Annotated in this window: 15 protein-coding genes; 4 read left to right on the top strand and 11 right to left on the bottom strand. The window is 72.4% G+C overall.

Annotated elements, in window-relative coordinates:
* Position 1: 1 nt before the first annotated feature.
* From ACFWCH_RS09610 to ACFWCH_RS09575, 8 genes are all read right to left on the bottom strand, one after another.
* Positions 2-1096 carry an NAD-dependent epimerase/dehydratase family protein gene (locus tag ACFWCH_RS09610; RefSeq protein ID WP_378803433.1) on the bottom strand — a complete coding sequence of 365 codons (1095 nt, stop codon included), beginning with the start codon at positions 1094-1096 and terminating at the stop codon, positions 2-4.
* Complete coding sequence (locus ACFWCH_RS09605) at positions 1093-2145, bottom strand: SDR family NAD(P)-dependent oxidoreductase (protein WP_136028753.1); 1053 nt, start codon at positions 2143-2145, stop codon at positions 1093-1095. The genes ACFWCH_RS09610 and ACFWCH_RS09605 overlap by 4 nt, the downstream gene beginning before the upstream one ends.
* Complete coding sequence (locus tag ACFWCH_RS09600) at positions 2142-3362, bottom strand: glycosyltransferase family 4 protein (RefSeq protein WP_378803431.1); 1221 nt, start codon at positions 3360-3362, stop codon at positions 2142-2144. The genes ACFWCH_RS09605 and ACFWCH_RS09600 overlap by 4 nt, the downstream gene beginning before the upstream one ends.
* Complete coding sequence (locus tag ACFWCH_RS09595; RefSeq protein WP_378803430.1) at positions 3359-4024, bottom strand: NeuD/PglB/VioB family sugar acetyltransferase; 666 nt, start codon at positions 4022-4024, stop codon at positions 3359-3361. The genes ACFWCH_RS09600 and ACFWCH_RS09595 overlap by 4 nt, the downstream gene beginning before the upstream one ends.
* Positions 4017-4637: a sugar transferase gene (locus ACFWCH_RS09590; protein ID WP_136028756.1), complete on the bottom strand. Its 621-nt coding sequence runs from the start codon at positions 4635-4637 to the stop codon at positions 4017-4019. Before ACFWCH_RS09590 ends, ACFWCH_RS09595 begins: the two co-directional genes overlap by 8 nt.
* Positions 4634-5746, bottom strand: coding sequence for an aminotransferase class I/II-fold pyridoxal phosphate-dependent enzyme (locus tag ACFWCH_RS09585; RefSeq protein ID WP_136028763.1), 1113 nt, complete (start codon positions 5744-5746; stop codon positions 4634-4636). Before ACFWCH_RS09585 ends, ACFWCH_RS09590 begins: the two co-directional genes overlap by 4 nt.
* Before the next feature lie 14 nt (positions 5747-5760).
* Positions 5761-7635: a nucleoside-diphosphate sugar epimerase/dehydratase gene (locus ACFWCH_RS09580; RefSeq protein ID WP_206251697.1), complete on the bottom strand. Its 1875-nt coding sequence runs from the start codon at positions 7633-7635 to the stop codon at positions 5761-5763.
* An 88-nt stretch (positions 7636-7723) separates the two neighbouring features.
* Positions 7724-8890 (bottom strand): hypothetical protein, encoded by a 1167-nt coding sequence (locus tag ACFWCH_RS09575; RefSeq protein WP_378803429.1) that lies wholly within the window; start codon positions 8888-8890, stop codon positions 7724-7726.
* 71 nt (positions 8891-8961) lie between these two features.
* On the opposite strand from ACFWCH_RS09575, the gene ACFWCH_RS09570 reads away from it, so the two are divergent.
* Both ACFWCH_RS09570 and ACFWCH_RS09565 read left to right on the top strand, forming a co-directional pair.
* Positions 8962-10326, top strand: a complete 1365-nt coding sequence (locus tag ACFWCH_RS09570) for a polysaccharide biosynthesis tyrosine autokinase (protein WP_378803428.1) — start codon at positions 8962-8964, stop codon at positions 10324-10326.
* Between the two features lie 103 nt (positions 10327-10429).
* Positions 10430-11893 carry a polysaccharide biosynthesis tyrosine autokinase gene (locus tag ACFWCH_RS09565; protein ID WP_136028759.1) on the top strand — a complete coding sequence of 488 codons (1464 nt, stop codon included), beginning with the start codon at positions 10430-10432 and terminating at the stop codon, positions 11891-11893.
* Between the two features lie 17 nt (positions 11894-11910).
* Here the strand turns inward: ACFWCH_RS09565 and ACFWCH_RS09560 are convergent, their stop codons facing one another.
* Complete coding sequence (locus ACFWCH_RS09560) at positions 11911-12354, bottom strand: GtrA family protein (protein ID WP_136028760.1); 444 nt, start codon at positions 12352-12354, stop codon at positions 11911-11913.
* 60 nt (positions 12355-12414) lie between these two features.
* Between ACFWCH_RS09560 and ACFWCH_RS09555 the strand changes: the two genes are divergently transcribed.
* Entirely contained in the window at positions 12415-13200 is a 786-nt protein-coding gene (locus ACFWCH_RS09555) for a glycosyltransferase family 2 protein (protein WP_378803427.1), read from the top strand.
* Positions 13197-14648 carry a hypothetical protein gene (locus ACFWCH_RS09550; protein ID WP_378803426.1) on the top strand — a complete coding sequence of 484 codons (1452 nt, stop codon included), beginning with the start codon at positions 13197-13199 and terminating at the stop codon, positions 14646-14648. Before ACFWCH_RS09555 ends, ACFWCH_RS09550 begins: the two co-directional genes overlap by 4 nt.
* A gap of 64 nt (positions 14649-14712) precedes the next feature.
* On the opposite strand, the gene glmM is transcribed toward ACFWCH_RS09550, so the two are convergent.
* Both glmM and rpsI read right to left on the bottom strand, forming a co-directional pair.
* The gene (gene glmM / locus ACFWCH_RS09545) at positions 14713-16071 is read right to left on the bottom strand and encodes a phosphoglucosamine mutase (RefSeq protein WP_136031689.1); all 1359 of its coding nucleotides are present in this window, start codon (positions 16069-16071) and stop codon (positions 14713-14715) included.
* Between the two features lie 14 nt (positions 16072-16085).
* Positions 16086-16571: a 30S ribosomal protein S9 gene (rpsI, locus tag ACFWCH_RS09540; protein WP_136031687.1), complete on the bottom strand. Its 486-nt coding sequence runs from the start codon at positions 16569-16571 to the stop codon at positions 16086-16088.
* Between the last annotated feature and the right edge of the window lie 15 nt (positions 16572-16586).

Genomic DNA, 16586 nt, shown 5'->3' with positions numbered 1-16586 from the left:
GTCACACTGCCTCGGCAATCGTGTCGGGGTTCGCGGGGTCGAAGATGTCGTTCGTCCAGAACGAGGTGTAGAGCACGTCGTCCCCGATGTTGGTGATGTTGTGCGCCCAGAGGGTCGGCATGTCGACCGCGCCCGGCGCCTCGCCCGAGACCTCGAACGACACGACCTCCTCAGAGTACAGGCGGCGCAGCGAGATGCGGGCCCGCCCCTGCAGCACCGTGAAGCGCTCGATCTTGCGGCGGTGGAAGTGGTCGCCGCGGGTCACGCCGGGCACGGTGGTGGAGAACGACGACTGTCCGGGCCCCCCGTGCGACCGGATGATCTCGAAGAACGAGCCGCGGGCGTCGGCGTGCCGCGTGAGGTCGATCGGCGACTGCGCCGGGAACGTGTACGAGCGGTACGTGTTGAACAGGTCGCGGTCGAAGTCGTCCGCGACGCTCGGGATCTCGCCGCGGCGGTACAGCTCCGCGTATCCCTGCAGCCGCGCGAGCAGCCCGGACACGGTCTCGTGGCGCTCGCGCCCGGCCATCCCCGCCACCGGCACCGCGCCGCGCAGCACGTCGGCCGCGTCCTGCGCGTGCAGCAGCGTGAGCTCCCTGTCCTGCTCGACCACCGGGCTCTCCCCCGCGGCGACCAGGTGGCTGAACGTCGCGGTGACGGCGTTGTAGAACGGACGGCCGTGCTCGCCGAAGAGGTTGGGCAGCCGTACGTCGACGAACTCCGCGCCGATCTCGGCCGCCGCCGCGGAGAGCACCCCGGCCGCGCGGGCCTTCGCCTCCCCGTACACCGAGCCGTTGCCCGCCTGGATCGAGTTCGCGAACACGACCACGGGTGGCGGGTTCGCGGCGGCCCGGAGAGCGGAGGCCACCTGCTCGGCGAATGCGAGGTTGCCGTCGCCGACCTCCTCGTCGGTGCCCCGGTTGACCCCGGCGATGTGGATCACCCGGTCGGCACCGTCGACCGCCGTGATCGCGGCGGCCGCATCGACGCCCGCACCGAGGGCGATCGGCGCCACCTCGACGCCCGCCTCGAGCAGCGCGCCGCGCAGGTGCCAGCCCAGGAACCCGCCGGCCCCGGTGACCGCGAACCGGGTCACGCCTGCGTCCCGCGGGTCTCCGGCAGTCCGGCGGCCCGCAGCTCGGCGCGCACCTCGGGCAGCGTCAGCAGCAGCTCCTCGACCTCGCCCACCGACATCTGCTCGACCGTGTGCGAGTCGTAGTCCTCGAAGCGGCTCTGGGCGACGTCGCCCTCCTCGAAGTACACGCTGTAGTTGAGGTCGCGGTTGTCGGCCACCACGCGGAAGTAGTCGCCCATGTCCCGCGCGCGCGACAGCTCCTCGCGCGTGGCGAGCGCCTCCGACAGCTTCTCCGCATGACGGGTGCCGATCACCTCGACCTTCGCGTCGGAGCGGAACAGGTTGAGCACGGCCTGGGCGAGGTTCCCGATCGAGGTGGCCTTCGCCTTGCGCACGAACAGGTCGCCCTGCTGCGCGTTGCGGAACGCGAACTCGACCAGGTCGACCGAGTGCGCGAGCGACATCATGAACCGGGTCATGTCGGGGTTCGTGACCGTGATGTTCCCGCCCGACTGGAGCTGGCGGATGAACAGCGGGATCACGGAGCCGCGCGAGTACATCACATTGCCGTAGCGCACGCACGACACGGTGGTGGCGGTGTTGGGGTTGTTGAGCCCGTGCGACTGCGCGACCTTCTCCATCAGCGCCTTCGACATGCCCATCGCGTTCACCGGGTACACGGCCTTGTCGGTGCTGAGCGCCACGACCGAGGAGACGCCGTTGCGGTCGGCGGCCCGCACCACGTTCTCGCTGCCGTGCACGTTGGTGCGCACGGCCTCCATCGGGAAGAACTCGCACGAGGGCACCTGCTTGAGCGCGGCCGCGTGGAAGATGAAGTCCACGTCGCGGGTCGCCCGCTCCACGCTGTCGTAGTCGCGCACGTCGCCCACGTAGAACCGCAGCCGGGAGTCGCGCACCTCGTGCCGCATCAGGTCCTGCTTGGCCTCGTCGCGGCTGAAGATGCGGATCTCGGCGACGTCGCGCTCGAGCAGCTTGCGCGCCACGGTGTGCCCGAATGAGCCGGTGCCGCCCGTGACCAGGACCCGCGCGCCGTTGTAGGAGTCGCTCATCGTGTGCCCGTTCCCTTCGCCGCTGCCGTGAGCAGCCGTTCGATCGTGGATATCCCGGATTCGCGGGAGAAGCTGGTGTCGTACAGGTCGCGGCCGCGGCGGCCCATCGCGGCCCGCTCCTCGGCGGGAAGGGCGGCGGCGGCGCGGAAGGCGTCCGCCATCGAGCCTACGTCCTCGGCCTCGGCGGTCACCCCGGCCGCCGCACCCTCCACGAGCGCGCGCACATCGCCCTGCACGGTCGTGATGACCGGGAGGCCGGCCGACAGCACGGCCTGCAGCTTGGACGGGATCGTGCCGCGGAAGACCGGCATGTCCTTGAGCGACACGAGCGCGTAGTCGGCGGCCGCGTACACCTCCGCCATGCGCTCGCGCGGCACCGGGTCGAGGAAGCGCACGTTGTCGGCACCGAGCTCGTCCGCGAGCGCCCGCAGCTCGGGCTTGAGAACGCCGTCACCGACGATGGTCAGCACGACCCCGGCGTCGGCGGCGGCGTGGGCGGCGCGCACCGCGGTCGCGAGGTCCTGCATGTCGCCCACGTTGCCCGCGTACACCACGGCGGCGCGGTGCTCGTCGGCGGGCGGGAGCGCGGAGGTCACCGGCTCGCCCGCGTCGGCCCAGTTGTACACGAGGTGCGTGCGCGCGGCCGGAGCCCCGCGCGACACGAGCGTGCTCACCATGGTCGGCGCGATCCCGATCACGGCACCCGCCCGGCGGTAGGCGCTGCGCAGCCACGGCCCCAGGGCTCCCGACACGACCCTGGCCTTGGTGCCGCCCGTCACCATCGACGAGCCCACGATCGAGTCGGGCCACAGGTCCTGCACGTGCAGCACGTAGGGGCGGCCGCCGGTGACGCGCCACAGCCACGGCCCGAAGCCGGCCGTCATCTGCGTGGCGTACACGTACACGACGTCGGCCCCGCGGGAGAGGCGTCGCGCGGTCGCCGAGCTGAGCGCGAACGACGCGTAGTTGAGCAGCCGGCGCACGGCGCTCTGCGAGTGGTCCGCGTACAGCGGCACCCGCCACACCTGCACGTCTCCGTCGCGCTCGATGGTGCGCCACCGCTGGCGGTACCCGGGGAACACGGTTCCGGTGGGGTAGTTCGGGAATCCCGTGAGCACCTTCACCCGGTGCCCGCGCCCGGCGAGGCCGTGCGCGAGGTCGGCGGGCAGCGGCACAGCCTCCGGCGGATAGTACTGCGAGACGATCAGGACCCTCACGCGTCGGTGTCCTTCGCCTGCACGCGCGCCGGGACCCCGACGACCGTGGTCCCCGCGGCGACGTCCCTGGTGACGCAGGCCGCGGCGCCGACCGTGGCACCCGCGCCCACCGTGAGCCCCTGCAGCACCACGGAACCGGCGCCGAGCAGCGTGCCGGTCTCGACGGTGACGTTGCCCGACACGATCGCGCCGGGGTTGACCGACACGTGCTCGGCGAGCACCGCGTCGTGTCCGATGATGCACGCGGGGTTGAGGTGCACGTGGTCGCCGAGGGTCACGTTGGTCGACACCTGCACGCCGGCCGTGATCACCACGCCCTCCCCGACCTGCGCCTGCGTGCCGATCACGGCGCTCGGATGGATCAGCGTGGCGGCGCGCAGCCCCGACGCCCGCAGCCGCTCCGCGACCCGGCGGCGGATCTCCGGCGCGCCGATCGCGACCACGAACCGCTCGTCGCCGTCCGCAGCGGGCAGCCACTCGTCCTCCCCGCCGAGGAAGCGCACCCCGCGCGCGGCGAGGCGCTCCAGCTCCACGGCCCGCGGTCCCGCATCGACCACGCCGACCAGCTCGAGGTCCGCGCCGGCCGCGATCATCGCCTCCAGCACGTCGAGCGTCTCGCGACCGAAGCCGCCCGCTCCCAGCACCACGATCCGCTCAGTCATGCGTCTCTCCGAACCTGCTCATGGTCACGTGCCCGTCGGCCGAGATGCCGTCCCGGCGCACGACAGAGCCGACCGTCGCGACGACGATCCGCAGGTCGAGCCCGACACTGCGCCGGTCGACGTACCGCACATCCTGCGCGAACCGGCTCTCCCACGTGACCGCGTTGCGTCCCGTCACCTGCGCGAGCCCGGTGATGCCGGGGCGCACCTCGTGCCGCCGTGCCTGCTCCGGCGTGTACCGGTCGAGGTACTCGACCAGCAGCGGCCGCGGGCCGACGATGCTCATGTCCCCGCGCAGCACGTTCCACAGGCTGGGCAGCTCGTCCAGGCTCGTCGAGCGCAGCCGGGCCCCGAACGGCGTGAGGCGCTCGGCGTCGGTCACCCACCCGCGCGCCGGGTCGACCGGGCGCATCGAGCGGAACTTGTAGAGCGTGAAGAGGCGGCCGTCGCGCCCCGGTCGCGGCTGCGCGAACACCACGGGCCGCCCGAGTCGCACCGCCACGAGCACGGCCGTCGCCACGATCACCGGCGACAGCAGCACCAGGGCGACCGCGGAGACCACGACGTCGAGCGCGCGCTTGACCGCGTCGTACGGGCGGAACCGCGCGCTCATCGGTCCAGGAAGCCGCGGATGGCCGTGACCACGCGCTCGCGCTGGGCGTCGGTGAGCGCCGAGCCGCTGGGCAGCGTGAGACCGCGGGCGAACAGCCGCTCCGACGCGCCGCTGCTCTTGCGCCTGGCGTCGGCGAACACGGGCTGCGCGTGCATGGGCTTCCACAGCGGACGGCTCTCGATGCTGTCGGCGGTCAGGGCGGCGGCCAGCTCGGACGGCTCCCAGCCCGTGACGTCGGGGTCGACCAGGATCGACGTGAGCCACACGTTGTCGTGCTCGTCGCCGTCGGCACCGAACACCTCGACGCCGTCCACGTCGGCGAACAGCTCCTTGTACAGCTCCCGCATCTCCCGGCGGCGCGCGATCATCGCGTCGAGCCGGGCGAGCTGGGCGCGTCCGAGCGCCGCGAGCAGGTTGCTCATGCGGTAGTTGTAGCCGATGTCGGTGTGCTCGTAGTGCACCACCGGCTGCCGGGCCTGCGTCGCGAGGTAGCGCACGTGCTGGGCGAGCTCGCCGTCGTCGGTCAGCAGCATCCCGCCGCCCGAGGTGGTCATGATCTTGTTGCCGTTGAACGACACGACCGAGGCGCGGCCGAAGCTGCCGGTCGCGCGACCCGCGTGGCTCGCGCCCAGCGACTCGGCGGCGTCGGACAGCACGGGCACCCCGTACTCCTCCGCGGCTGCCAGGATCGCGGTGTAGTCCACGGCCTTGCCCAGCAGGTCGACCGGGACGATCGCCGCGACCCGCTCCCCGGCGGCGCGGAGCTCGGCGAGGGCCTCGCGCAGCAGCGCCGCGTCCATGTTGCCCGTGCGCGGATCCGCGTCGATGAAGTAGGGCTCCGCACCCGTGTAGACGATCGCGTTGGCGGTCGCGGCGAACGTCATCGACGACGTGAGCACGACATCGCCCGGCTGCACGCCCATCGCCAGCAGCCCGAGGTGCAGGGCGGCCGTGCCGGAGCTGAGCGCGACGCCGTGCGCCACCCCGACGCGGTCGGCGAGCTCCCGTTCGAACGCGTCGACGTCGGGGCCGAGCGGAGCGATCCACCCGGATCGCATGGCCGCGACGACGGCCTGCTCCTCCGCCTCGCCGACGTCCGGCGACGACATGTAGATCCGCTCACTCACTCCTGGGGTGCCTTTCCGATGCGTACGGGCTCGATCGTCACGGTGTCGTTGACGCGGGGGCTCGAGAACATCCGCCGCATCCACCCTTCCTTGTCGAGCCGCTCGGGCGTGATGGTGTCGACGCGCGTGTGCGACACCTTGGGGTGGAAGGGGCGCTCGAGGTTCTCGCGCGAACCCACCAGCTCCTCGTGCAGCTTCTCGCCGGGACGCAGCCCCGTGAACACGATCTCGATGTTCTTGCCCGACATCGCGATCATGCGCTTGGCGACCTCGAGGATCGACACCGGCTCCCCCATGTCGAGGATCAGCACCTCGCCCGCCCGGCCGATGCCGCCCGCCTGCACGACCAGCTGGCACGCCTCGGGGATCGTCATGAAGTACCGCGTGGCCTGCGGGTGCGTGACCGTGATCGGCCGCCCCTCGGCGATCAGGCGCTGGAACGTGGGCAGCATCGATCCGCGGCTGCCGATCACGTTCCCGAACCGCACGGAGAGGTACCGCATGCCGGTGTCCTCCCCCGCCCACGCCGTGAGCTTCTCGGCCACGCGCTTGGAGTGCCCGAGCACGCTCGTGGGGTTGGCGGCCTTGTCGGTGGAGATGTTGATGAACGTCGAGACGCCGACCCGGCGGGACGCGTTGATCACGTTCAGCGTGCCGAGGACGTTGGTCTTCCACGCCTCGTCGGGGTACTGCTCCAGCATCGGCAGGTGCTTGAGCGCCGCGGCGTGGAACACCACCTCCGGCTCCCGCTCCAGGAAGATGCGGTCGAGCGTGTCGGTGTCGCGGATGTCGGCCAGCACCACGTCGTTCGTGTCGAGCAGGCCGTGCCCCGCGGTGCCGAGCTGCGCGACCTGCAGTCCGGTCTCGTCGCGGTCGACCATGATCAGCTCGCGCGGGCCGTACTTGGCGATCTGGCGGCACAGCTCGGAGCCGATCGAACCGCCCGCCCCGGTCACCAGCACGCGCCGTCCGGTGATGTATCCGGCGATCAGCTCCACGTTGGTGTCGACGGGGTGCCGGCCGATGAGGTCTTCGATGCTGATGTCGCGCACGTCGGTGAGCGCCTTCTCGCCGGAGGTCATCATCTCCAGCGTCGGCGTGACGGCCACGCGCAGGCCGGCCGCCTCGGCCCGGTCGGCGAGCGTGCGCAGCAGGGTGCTGTCGGCGCGGGCGATCGCGATCACGGCGAGCTTGGCGCCGGTGCGCTGCGCCGCGTCGGCGAGCTCGCGCGTGGTGCCGACGACCGCGACGCCCCGCAGCCGCAGGTTGCGCTTGTCGGGGTCGTCGTCGAGCAGCCCGACGGGGCGGATCGGCGAGTTCGGGTCGGTGGTCATGTTGGCGAGCAGCTTGTCGCCGATGAAGCCGGCGCCGATGATGAGCGCGGGTTCGGCGTCAGCGCCCGGCTTGCGGGAGCGCTCGATCACCAGGCGCGCGGCGTAGCGCACCCCGAACATCAGCAGCAGGACGAACGGGAACGCGAGCATGAGGGTGCCGCGCGGGATGCCGACCAGGGGGCCGACCGGGATGAGGACCACCGAGAGCAGCAGCGCCTCGATCACGACGATCAGCGCGAGCGTCCTGACCTCGTCGAAGGATCCGTAGGTGAAGCGTCCGCGGTAGAGGGCCGTGGCGTACCCGACCACGATCTGGATGGCTCCGGCCACGAGCGCCAGCACGACGGCGGCGATCCACGAGTCCGCGTCCATCTGCAGCTCGAACCGCAGGGCGATCGCGATGACGACGCCGAAGCTCCACGCCAGACCGTCGACGATCGCGGCGAACCGGCGTCGTCGGCGCTGCGTGACCGAGCCCTCCGACAGGATCGCGATCTCGCCGGTGGACACGTCGCCCGCCGCGTCCTTCTTGCTCACGAGTGTGTCGCCCCCTCCGGACTTTCTTCACTCCCCTGGAGATATGGTCTCACAGGCAACGAGCAGGTCCGTGCGTTAGTGCCGTCGTTCAGCCGGCCGGCGGGGCCTGGCCGTCGGGCGGCGTCTCCTCGCCCGTCCCGGGTGTGGTGTCGGACTGCGGCGGAGTGGAGCCGTCCGACGGCTGATCCTGCTGCCCGCCGGACTGCCCGCCCTGACGGCGCTGCGTGTCGGCGCGCTCCTGCTCGACCTCCGCGCGGAACTGGTCGTCGAGCAGCGCGGCGAACGCGTCGCGGTACGCCACGAGCGCGGCCTGCCCGCCGGGGGTCCACGGGTCGGACGCGGCGACCTGCGCGGCGGCGTCGGTCACGGCGGTGCGGAACGACTCCTCGGCCCTCTGCCGATCCGCCGTCGCCTCGGCCGCCGCCGGCACGGACGACGCGAGGTACGCGGTCACGGCCGGGGTGGCGGCGGGGCGCAGCGCGTCGAACGCCGTGCGGATCGTGCGCATCTCCGCGGTCGCCTGGTCGAGCGCGTCCAGGTCGCCCTGCGCGTCGTCGATCGCCTGCCCCACGTCGACGAGCGAGTTCTCGTCGATCTCGGCGCGGCGATACTCGGCGGGCAGCTCGGGCACCGTCACCGCGGCGAGCGCGGCGAGGTACCCGTCGAGGGCCGCGACGGCCGCCTCCTCCAGGGCCGGATCGGCCACCGCGATGACGTCGTCGTCCGACGACGACGCGGGATCGGGCACCGTGGCGGTGTCGACGATGGCGGTGCGCAGCGCGGTCGCCTCCGCCGTCTGGGTCCCGATGTCGGCGACGAGGGTGTCGCGGGCCGACGTCAACGCCTGGTGCGCGTTCTGGATGGAGGCCTCGTCCGCCTGGAGGGATTCGAGGGCGCTCGCCGCCGGGCTCGCGGTCGCTGCCTGGATCCCGCCGACGGTCGCGGCCGCGGCGACCGCGAGCACGGCGAGGGCGGCGGCGGCCGTGGTCAGCAGATCAGGGCGACGGCGCTGCCGCCGGGGTTCGCGCGCCGATCGGGGCGACTCCGCCGTGAACGGCACGGCCGTGCGCGCGGCGGCCTCCGCCATGCGCGCAAGCTCCCTGGTGTCCGCGAGCGGCGCCCGTGCGGGCTCGGAGCGGCGCGGTTCGCCGATCATCTCGCGCAGACGCCACCGGGTGTGGGTGTCGTCGAGCACGACGTCCGCGCGGTGATCCGAGCGCGGACCATCGGGGAAGAGATCGCGGAGTGCCGTCATGCTGCCCTTCGGGGAGTGGGTAGTCTCAGGAGACGATACCCCCGATCCGCACGACCGAGCACGGGAGAACCATGCAGTTCCAGGACTATCTCCGGATCCTGCGCCGCCAGCTCGTCATCATCCTGGCCGGTGCCGTGATCGGAGTGTCGGTCGGCGCCCTGATCGCCATGCTCACGCCGCAGCGCTACCAGGCCACCACCGAGGTCATGGTCACCGTGCAGCTGGGCGAGACCGCGAGCCCCACCGAGCGCGCGCTCGCCACGAGCTACGCCAACCAGGTCGTGCAGACCTACCGCGACGTCGTGACGAGCTCGATCGTGCTCGACCGCGTGATCGACGACCTCGGCCTCGACGTGGACCGGGCCGAGCTCGCGGCCGCCGCCGACGCCTCCGCCCAGCTCAACAGCGCGATCCTCTCGATCCGGGTCAGCGACACCAACCCCGGTCAGGCCGCACGGATCGCGAACGGCATCGCCGAGAGCTTCTCCGCCGTGGTCTCCGACACGCTCGAACTGCGGGAGCAGGAGACCTCCTACACCATCCACATCGTGACGCTGCAGGCCGCCCAGGTGCCCACCACACCGGTCGCGCCCAACACGCAGCTGATGCTCGTGGTCGGCGGGCTCGTCGGTCTCGCGGTCGGCCTGGCGGTCGCCCTGCTGCGCTCGCTGCTCGATCAGCGGGTGCGCACCGATGCCGACGTGCAGGCGGCCCTCCCCGTCCCGCTCCTCGGGCGGATCCCGCTCGACCCCGACACCGCCGACCGTCCGCTGGCCGTCAGCTCCGTTCCGCAGAGCGCACGCGCCGAGGCGTACCGCAGCCTCCGCACCAACGTGCGCTTCCTGTTCGAGGACGGCAGGGGCGTGTTCGTGGTCACCAGCTCCGGGCCGGGCGAGGGCAAGTCGACCACCGCCGCCAACCTCGCGCTCGCGTTCGCCGACGCCGGGCACCGCGTCGCCCTGATCGACGCCGACCTGCGGCTGCCGCGCGTCGCCGACTACTTCGGGATCGAGGGCGGCATCGGACTGAGCGACGTGCTCGCCGGTCGCGTGCGCCTGAACGACGTGGTGCAGCGCTGGGGGCGCAGCTCGCTGTTCCTGCTGCCCGCCGGCTCCCTGCCGCCGAACCCCGCGGAGCTGCTCGGCTCCCCCGCCATGCAGCAGCTCGTCGATGCGGCGAGCGAGGCGTTCGACGTGGTCGTGATCGACGCCCCTCCGCTGCTGCTCGTGACCGACGCCGCCGTGATCGCCCGGGTGACCACCGGGGCGATCCTGATCGCGGCGGCCGGGGCGACGCAGGCCGGACGACTCGCCGCCGCCGCGAAGAGCATCGAGGCCGTCGACGCCCGGGTGCTCGGCACCGTGCTCACCAAGGCCCCGCTCGGTCGCAGGGAGCACAACGCCCAGACCTCGTACGCCGCCGCGGCGCCACGCTGACGCTCCGTCCGGCACGGCGCCCGCGCTGTGGGAGAATGACGGGATTTGACTCTGCGGTTCACCGTCGTCCGGGAGCCGCCCAGCAACAGAAGGAATCTGCCGCGTGGAACTTCGCGACTATGTGCGCATCCTGCACCGGAACTGGATCCTCATCCTGGTCCTGCTCCTCCTCGGCCTCGCGGGCGGTGCCGGGTACGCGGCTCTCCAGCAGCCCAAGTACGTCGCTTCGACGCAGCTGTACGTGTCGGTGCGCACCGAGGGCGCCGCGACCGGTGACCTCGTGCAGGGGACGACGTTCGCGCGCCAGATGGTGACCAGCTACGTCGACGTGGTGGGCACCGCGCTCGTGCTCGAGCCCGTGATCGAGGAGCTGGGCCTGGACGACAGCGTCGCCGAGCTGAGCGGCCGCATCACCGCCACGACCCCGCTGAACACGGTGCTGATCGACGTGAGCGCGACCGACGGCGACCCGGAGCGCGCGGCCGAGATCGCCAACGCGGTCGCCGTGAGCTTCCAAGACGCGGTGCAGAACACGCTCGAGCAGCCGGCGGTGGAAGACGCCGTGAGCCCCGTGCGCATCACCGTGACCGAGCCGGCCGAGGTGCCGACGGCCCCCACCAGCCCGAACGTGCGGCTGCTGGTCATCCTCGGCGGCATCATCGGACTCGCCCTGGGTGTGGCGGTGGCCATGCTGCGCACCGTGCTCGACAACCGCATCCACACGCTCCACGACATCGAGGCCCTCACCGAGCGGCCCGTGCTCGGCGGCATCGCGTACGACCCGGAGGCGACCAAGCGTCCGCTGATCGTGCACGCCGACCCGCGCAGCCCGCGCGCCGAGTCCTTCCGCAGCCTCCGCACGAACCTCCAGTTCCTGAACCTCGACGCCGGTCCGCGCATCTTCGTGGTCTCCAGTGCCGGTCCCGGCGAGGGCAAGTCCACCACCACCGCCAACCTGGCCATCGCGCTCGCGGAGACCGGAGCCAGGGTCGCGCTCGTCGACGGCGACCTGCGCCTCCCCCGCGTCGCGGACTACATGGGCATCGAGGGCGGTGCGGGCCTGACCGACGTGCTGATCGGTCGCATGGACGTGGCCGATGCGCTGCAGAAGTGGGGCACCAGCGACCTCTACCTGCTGCCCAGCGGCCAGGTGCCGCCGAACCCGAGCGAGCTGCTCGGATCGGCCGCCATGGACCAGGTGCTCGCGTCTCTGGGCGAGTACTTCGACTACGTGCTGATCGACGCGCCCCCGCTGCTGCTCGTGACCGATGCCGCGGTGGTCGGCGCCAAGACGCGCGGGGTCATCCTCGCCGCCGCGTCGGGCAAGACCAGAAAGCAGGAGCTGTCCGGCGCGGTCCGCGCGCTGGAGACCGCCGGTGTCGCCCTGCTCGGCATCGTGGTGACCATGCTCCCGACCAAGGGTCCGGACAGCTACGGCTACGGCGCCTACACGTACGGCGCGACGCACGAGTCCGACGGCACCCCGGTGCACGCCGGACGGCATGCGTCCAAGCGCGGCCGCACCCGCACCTCGCGCACCGGGAAGCCCGCGAGGGTGCGGGCCTGAGCGCAGGCGCCGGCGGGTCAGTTCTTCGGAGCGACCCGGAACACCACGCCGTGGTAGAGCAGGAAGCGCAGCACCACGACGATCACGATGCTCGTGAGGTTCACGGCGTTGACGGCGATGGCGCCGGGGGTACGACCGAGGATGCCGGCCACGGCCTCCACCCCCACCCACACCAGGGCGGCGCCCAGGGCGGTGCACGCGGCATTCACCGCCAGGAACAGGATCACCTCGGAGACCCGGCCGCGGCGGTCCCGGTGCCGGAACGTCCATTCGCGGTTTCCGATGTAGGCGTTGATCAGCGCGACGAGGGACGCGACGATCTTGGCCGCGACGACGTCCCACCCCCACACGTAGACGAGAAGATTGAAGACGCCGACCTCGATCAGGGTGCTGACGGCACCGACGACGAGGAACCGGCTGCCGACGCCAGCGAGGCGGCGCAGTCGTGAGGGAGGATTCATGGCTCAACTAGGCTACTTCCTGAACGCCTCCGCGCCCCGCCACCCCCATCCGAGGACCCCGTGACTCTCCGCCATCTCGCCATCGTCATGCCCGCCTACAACGAGGCGGAGGGCATCGAGGGCTTCGTCGACGAGATCCGCGCGTCCGTGGCCCCGCTCGCCGACACCGTCTCGTTCCACATCGCCGACGACCGGTCGACCGACACCACGGCGGCCGCGTTCGACGGTGTCGCCGACACCACGGTCGAGGTGCAGGCGGCGAACCGCGGGCACGGCCCGACCGCCCTGGCCGCCTACCGCGCCGGCCTCGCCGCCGATCCCGAGGTGCTGGTGCACGTCGACGGGGACGGGCAGTTCCTCGGCAGCGACTTCCCGCGGCTGATCGGCGCGCTCCTGGCCGAGCAGGCCGACGTCGTGCACGGCGTGCGCGACGGCCGCACCGACCCCTGGTACCGCAAGAGCCTCACCGGCGCGGTCGGCCTGCTGATCGCCCTCGCCGCCGGACGCCGCATCCCCGACGTGAACACACCGCTGCGCGCCTACCGCCCCGATGCCCTGCGCGTGCTGCTCGACGCGGTCCCGGCCGAGGCGACCGTGCCGCACGTGCACTTCTCGCTGGCCGAGGCCAGGGCGGGCTTCCGCGTGCGCTACCTCCGCGTCGCCAGCATCCCGCGCCGCGGCGAGTCCGCCTCGGGCACCATGTGGGGTCGCGGCGCCGGCGTGACCCTGCCGCCCAAGCGCCTGCGCCGGTTCGTGCGCGCCGCGCTCGGTGAGGCGTGGGAGTTGTCGCTGCGGCCGTCCGCCCCGCTGCGTGCCGTGCGACGCCCGGAGCCCGTCGCCCGATGACGCGGGCGCGCACGATCCTGTTCTGGGCGGCCGCGGTCGCCCTGCTGGCGGGACATGCGATCCTCGCCTGGCACAGTCTCACGGTGTGGCGGTTCTGGGAGGACGAGGCGTTCAACCTGACCGTGCCGCGCAATCTGCTCGCCGGGCTCGGCTACGCCAGCGACGGCGCGCTGTCCGGCTCGACGATCACGCCGTTCGACCCGCGGATCTCCACCGGCCCCGTCGTGCTGCTCCCGGTCGCCGCGACCCTCGCGACCGGGATGGACCCGGTGCTGGCCGCGCGACTCGTGCCGCTCGCGTTCTGGGTCCTGCTGCTGGCGGGGCTGGGCGTGCTGGGCTGGCGGATCGCCGGACGGTGGGCGGCTCTGCTCGCCGTGACCGTGCCGCTGGCGTTCACCGCGAGCGCCGGTGTCTCCCCCATCCAGGGGCCGGCCGATCTGCTGGGCGAGATCCCCGCGGCCGCCCTGATCGTGTGGGCCCTGGTCGTGCTTCCCCGCCGCGCCTGGCTGGCCGGGCTCCTGGTGGGGCTCGCGGTGCAGGCGAAGCTCATCGCACTGCTGGTGCTGCCGGCGTTCGCGGTCGCGCTGTGGGTGCTGTCGGACGGCTCGGGCTGGGCGCGGCTGCGCGACACGCTGCGCCGCGCGTGGCTTCCGCTGCTGCTGGTCGCGGTGCCGACCGCGCTCGTGGAGCTCGCGGCACTGCTGTCGCTCGGGCCGGCCGGGTTCGTCGAGCACCTGCGGGCGCTCGTGCGGTTCGTGCGCAGCGGCGGACAGGGCGACGCGGCGACCTCCGTCCTGCAGAAGCTCGGCACACTGGCCGACTCGTGGTCGCTGCCCGGGGTGCTGGCCGTGGTCGCCGCCGTGCTCGCCCTCGTGCTCGTGGTGGCGGGGGTGGTGCGGCGCTGGCGCTCGGCCACCGCGGAGGAGCGGATCGTGATCGCCTACGCCCTCGCGGCTCTGGTGGGGGCGCTCGCCTTCGTGGGCTGGTGGGCGACCGCCTCGCGGCTGCCGCTGTGGGTGCGTCACCCCGCGCCCGGCGTGTTCGCGTTCTTCCCGGTGCTCGCGGCTGTCGCACTGTGGGCGGTGCCGCGGCTCCCGCGCCGCGGGCTCGTCCGCGCGGGCGGCGCCGTGAGCGCGGCGGTGCTCGCCGCGGTCGTCGCGGCGGGAGCGGTCGTGCACGTGGTGTCGTGCTTCACGCCCCGCGATGTGACCCTGGAGGGCCAGCGGGCCGCGGTCGCCCCGCTCGCCACCTGGGTGTCCGACAACGACGTGCGGTGGCTCGCCGCCGACCCGTGGGGGGCGGCGGTCGCGCCGATCGTGCTCACGGGCGCGCACCTCGGGCTCGCCGACGCTCCGGCGATGGCGCACGAGCTGCGCCTCACGGGCGGAGCCTGCGCCACGGAGACGCTCGCCGACAGCGGCTACTTCCGCATCTGCGCCGCGCCCTGACCCCGCCGGGGCGGAGACGCGAACGGCCGGCCGCAGAAGCGACCGGCCGTCTCACGGGAGAGCGTCAGAGCGCGAGGCGCTCCTGCACCACGGCGGCGAGGCGCTCCGCGTAGGCGCGGGCCGACTCCGAGTCGGCCGCCTCGACCATGACCCGCACGAGCGGCTCCGTCCCGGACTTGCGCAGCAGCACGCGCCCGGTGTCGCCCAGCTCGGCTTCGACGTCGCGCACCGCCTGCTGCACGACCTCGTCATCGGCGACACGATCCTTGTCGACGTCGCGCACGTTGATCAGCACCTGCGGGTAGACCGTCATCACGGAGGCGAGCTCGGCGAGGGACTTCCCCTGTCGCGCCATCTCGGACACCAGGTGCAGACCCGTGAGCAGGCCGTCGCCGGTGGTGGCGAACTCGCTCATGATCACGTGGCCGGACTGCTCGCCGCCGAGCGCGTAGCCGCCCTCGTTCATGTCCTCGAGCACGTAGCGGTCGCCGACCGCGGTCTGGCGCACGGTCACGCCGTGCTCGCGCATCGCGACGTGCAGGCCGAGGTTGCTCATGACCGTGGCGACGAGCGTGTCGTCGGTGAGGACGCCGCGCTCCTTCATCGACAGCGCGAGGATCGCCATGATCTGGTCGCCGTCGACGATGGTGCCGTTCGCGTCGACCGCGAGGCACCGGTCGGCGTCCCCGTCGTGCGCGATGCCCACGTCGGCGCCGAGCCGCACCACGGCCTCAGCGAGGTTCTCGAGGTGCGTGGAGCCGACGCCGTCATTGATGTTCCAGCCGTCGGGGTCGGCGCCGATGACGGTCACCTCGGCCCCTGCGTCGCGGAACGTCTCGGGCGACACGCCGGAGGCGGCGCCGTGCGCGCAGTCGAGCACCACGTGGATGCCCTCCAGGCGGTGCGGCAGCGAGCCGAGCAGGTGCACGACGTAGCGGTCTTCGGCGTCGGAGAAGCGGTCGATGCGACCGACGCCTGCGCCGGTGGGGCGCAGCTTCTCGCCGTGCATGGCCTCTTCGATGCGCTGCTCGACGATGTCGGGGAGCTTGCGGCCGCCGCGGGCGAAGATCTTGATGCCGTTGTCGGGCGCCGCGTTGTGCGACGCCGAGATCATCACGCCGAAGTCGGCGTCGCGGTCGGCCACGAGGAACGCGAGTGCGGGGGTCGGGATGACTCCGGCCTCGAGCACGTCGACGCCGGAGGACGCGAGGCCCGCGGAGACGGCGGCGGTGAGGAAGTGCCCCGAGACCCGGGGGTCACGGGCGACCACGGCGGTGAGTCGCTTGCCTTCGGCCTTGCGAGCCTCCGCCGTACGGCCCTGGCCCAGGACGACAGCAGTCGCCTGGGCCAGGGTGAGCGCCAGGTCGGCGGTGAGGATGCCATTGGCGAGTCCTCGCACGCCGTCCGTGCCAAAGATCGGCATCGGAGCAGTGGACCTTAACGCTTCGAGTACTGAGGCGCCTTACGGGCCTTCTTGAGTCCGGCCTTCTTGCGCTCCTTGACGCGAGCGTCGCGCGAGAGGAAGCCGGCCTTCTTCAGGGTCGGACGGTTGTTCTCCGCGTCGATGCCGTTGAGGGCACGAGCGATGCCGAGACGCAGCGCGCCGGCCTGGCCGGAGTCGCCACCACCCGAGATGCGGGCGATCACGTCGTAGGCACCGGCGAGGTTCAGCGCGGTGAACGGGTCGTTGATCAGCTGCTGGTGCAGCTTGTTCGGGAAGTAGTCCTCGAGCGTGCGGCCGTTGACCGTGATGGTGCCCGAGCCGGGGACCAGACGCACGCGGGCGATGGCCTGCTTGCGACGGCCGACAGCGGCGCCCGGGACGCTGAGCACGGGGCGGGGAGCCGCCTCGACTGCCTCGGTCTCGGGGGTCGACGTCGAGAAGTTCTGGAGGTTTTCGGTGGTGTCCTGGATGTCAGCCACGAGTATGTCCTTAGT

Source organism: Microbacterium sp. NPDC060132 (assembly GCF_042729675.1).
Taxonomy (GTDB): Bacteria; Actinomycetota; Actinomycetes; order Actinomycetales; family Microbacteriaceae; genus Microbacterium; species Microbacterium sufflavum.
This window is presented reverse-complemented; position numbering and strand designations above follow the sequence as displayed.

Bases quoted from the DNA above. Each gene is read 5' to 3' on its own strand.
- ACFWCH_RS09560 (WP_136028760.1), bottom strand. From the start codon at position 12,354: ATGAATCCTCCCTCACGACTGCGCCGCCTCGCTGGCGTCGGCAGCCGG.
- ACFWCH_RS09595 (WP_378803430.1), bottom strand. From the start codon at position 4,024: ATGACTGAGCGGATCGTGGTGCTGGGAGCGGGCGGCTTCGGTCGCGAG.
- ACFWCH_RS09575 (WP_378803429.1), bottom strand. From the start codon at position 8,890: ATGACGGCACTCCGCGATCTCTTCCCCGATGGTCCGCGCTCGGATCAC.
- ACFWCH_RS09570 (WP_378803428.1), top strand. From the start codon at position 8,962: ATGCAGTTCCAGGACTATCTCCGGATCCTGCGCCGCCAGCTCGTCATC.
- ACFWCH_RS09550 (WP_378803426.1), top strand. From the start codon at position 13,197: ATGACGCGGGCGCGCACGATCCTGTTCTGGGCGGCCGCGGTCGCCCTG.
- ACFWCH_RS09590 (WP_136028756.1), bottom strand. From the start codon at position 4,637: ATGAGCGCGCGGTTCCGCCCGTACGACGCGGTCAAGCGCGCGCTCGAC.
- ACFWCH_RS09605 (WP_136028753.1), bottom strand. From the start codon at position 2,145: ATGAGCGACTCCTACAACGGCGCGCGGGTCCTGGTCACGGGCGGCACC.
- ACFWCH_RS09585 (WP_136028763.1), bottom strand. From the start codon at position 5,746: ATGTCGTCGCCGGACGTCGGCGAGGCGGAGGAGCAGGCCGTCGTCGCG.
- glmM (WP_136031689.1), bottom strand. From the start codon at position 16,071: ATGCCGATCTTTGGCACGGACGGCGTGCGAGGACTCGCCAATGGCATC.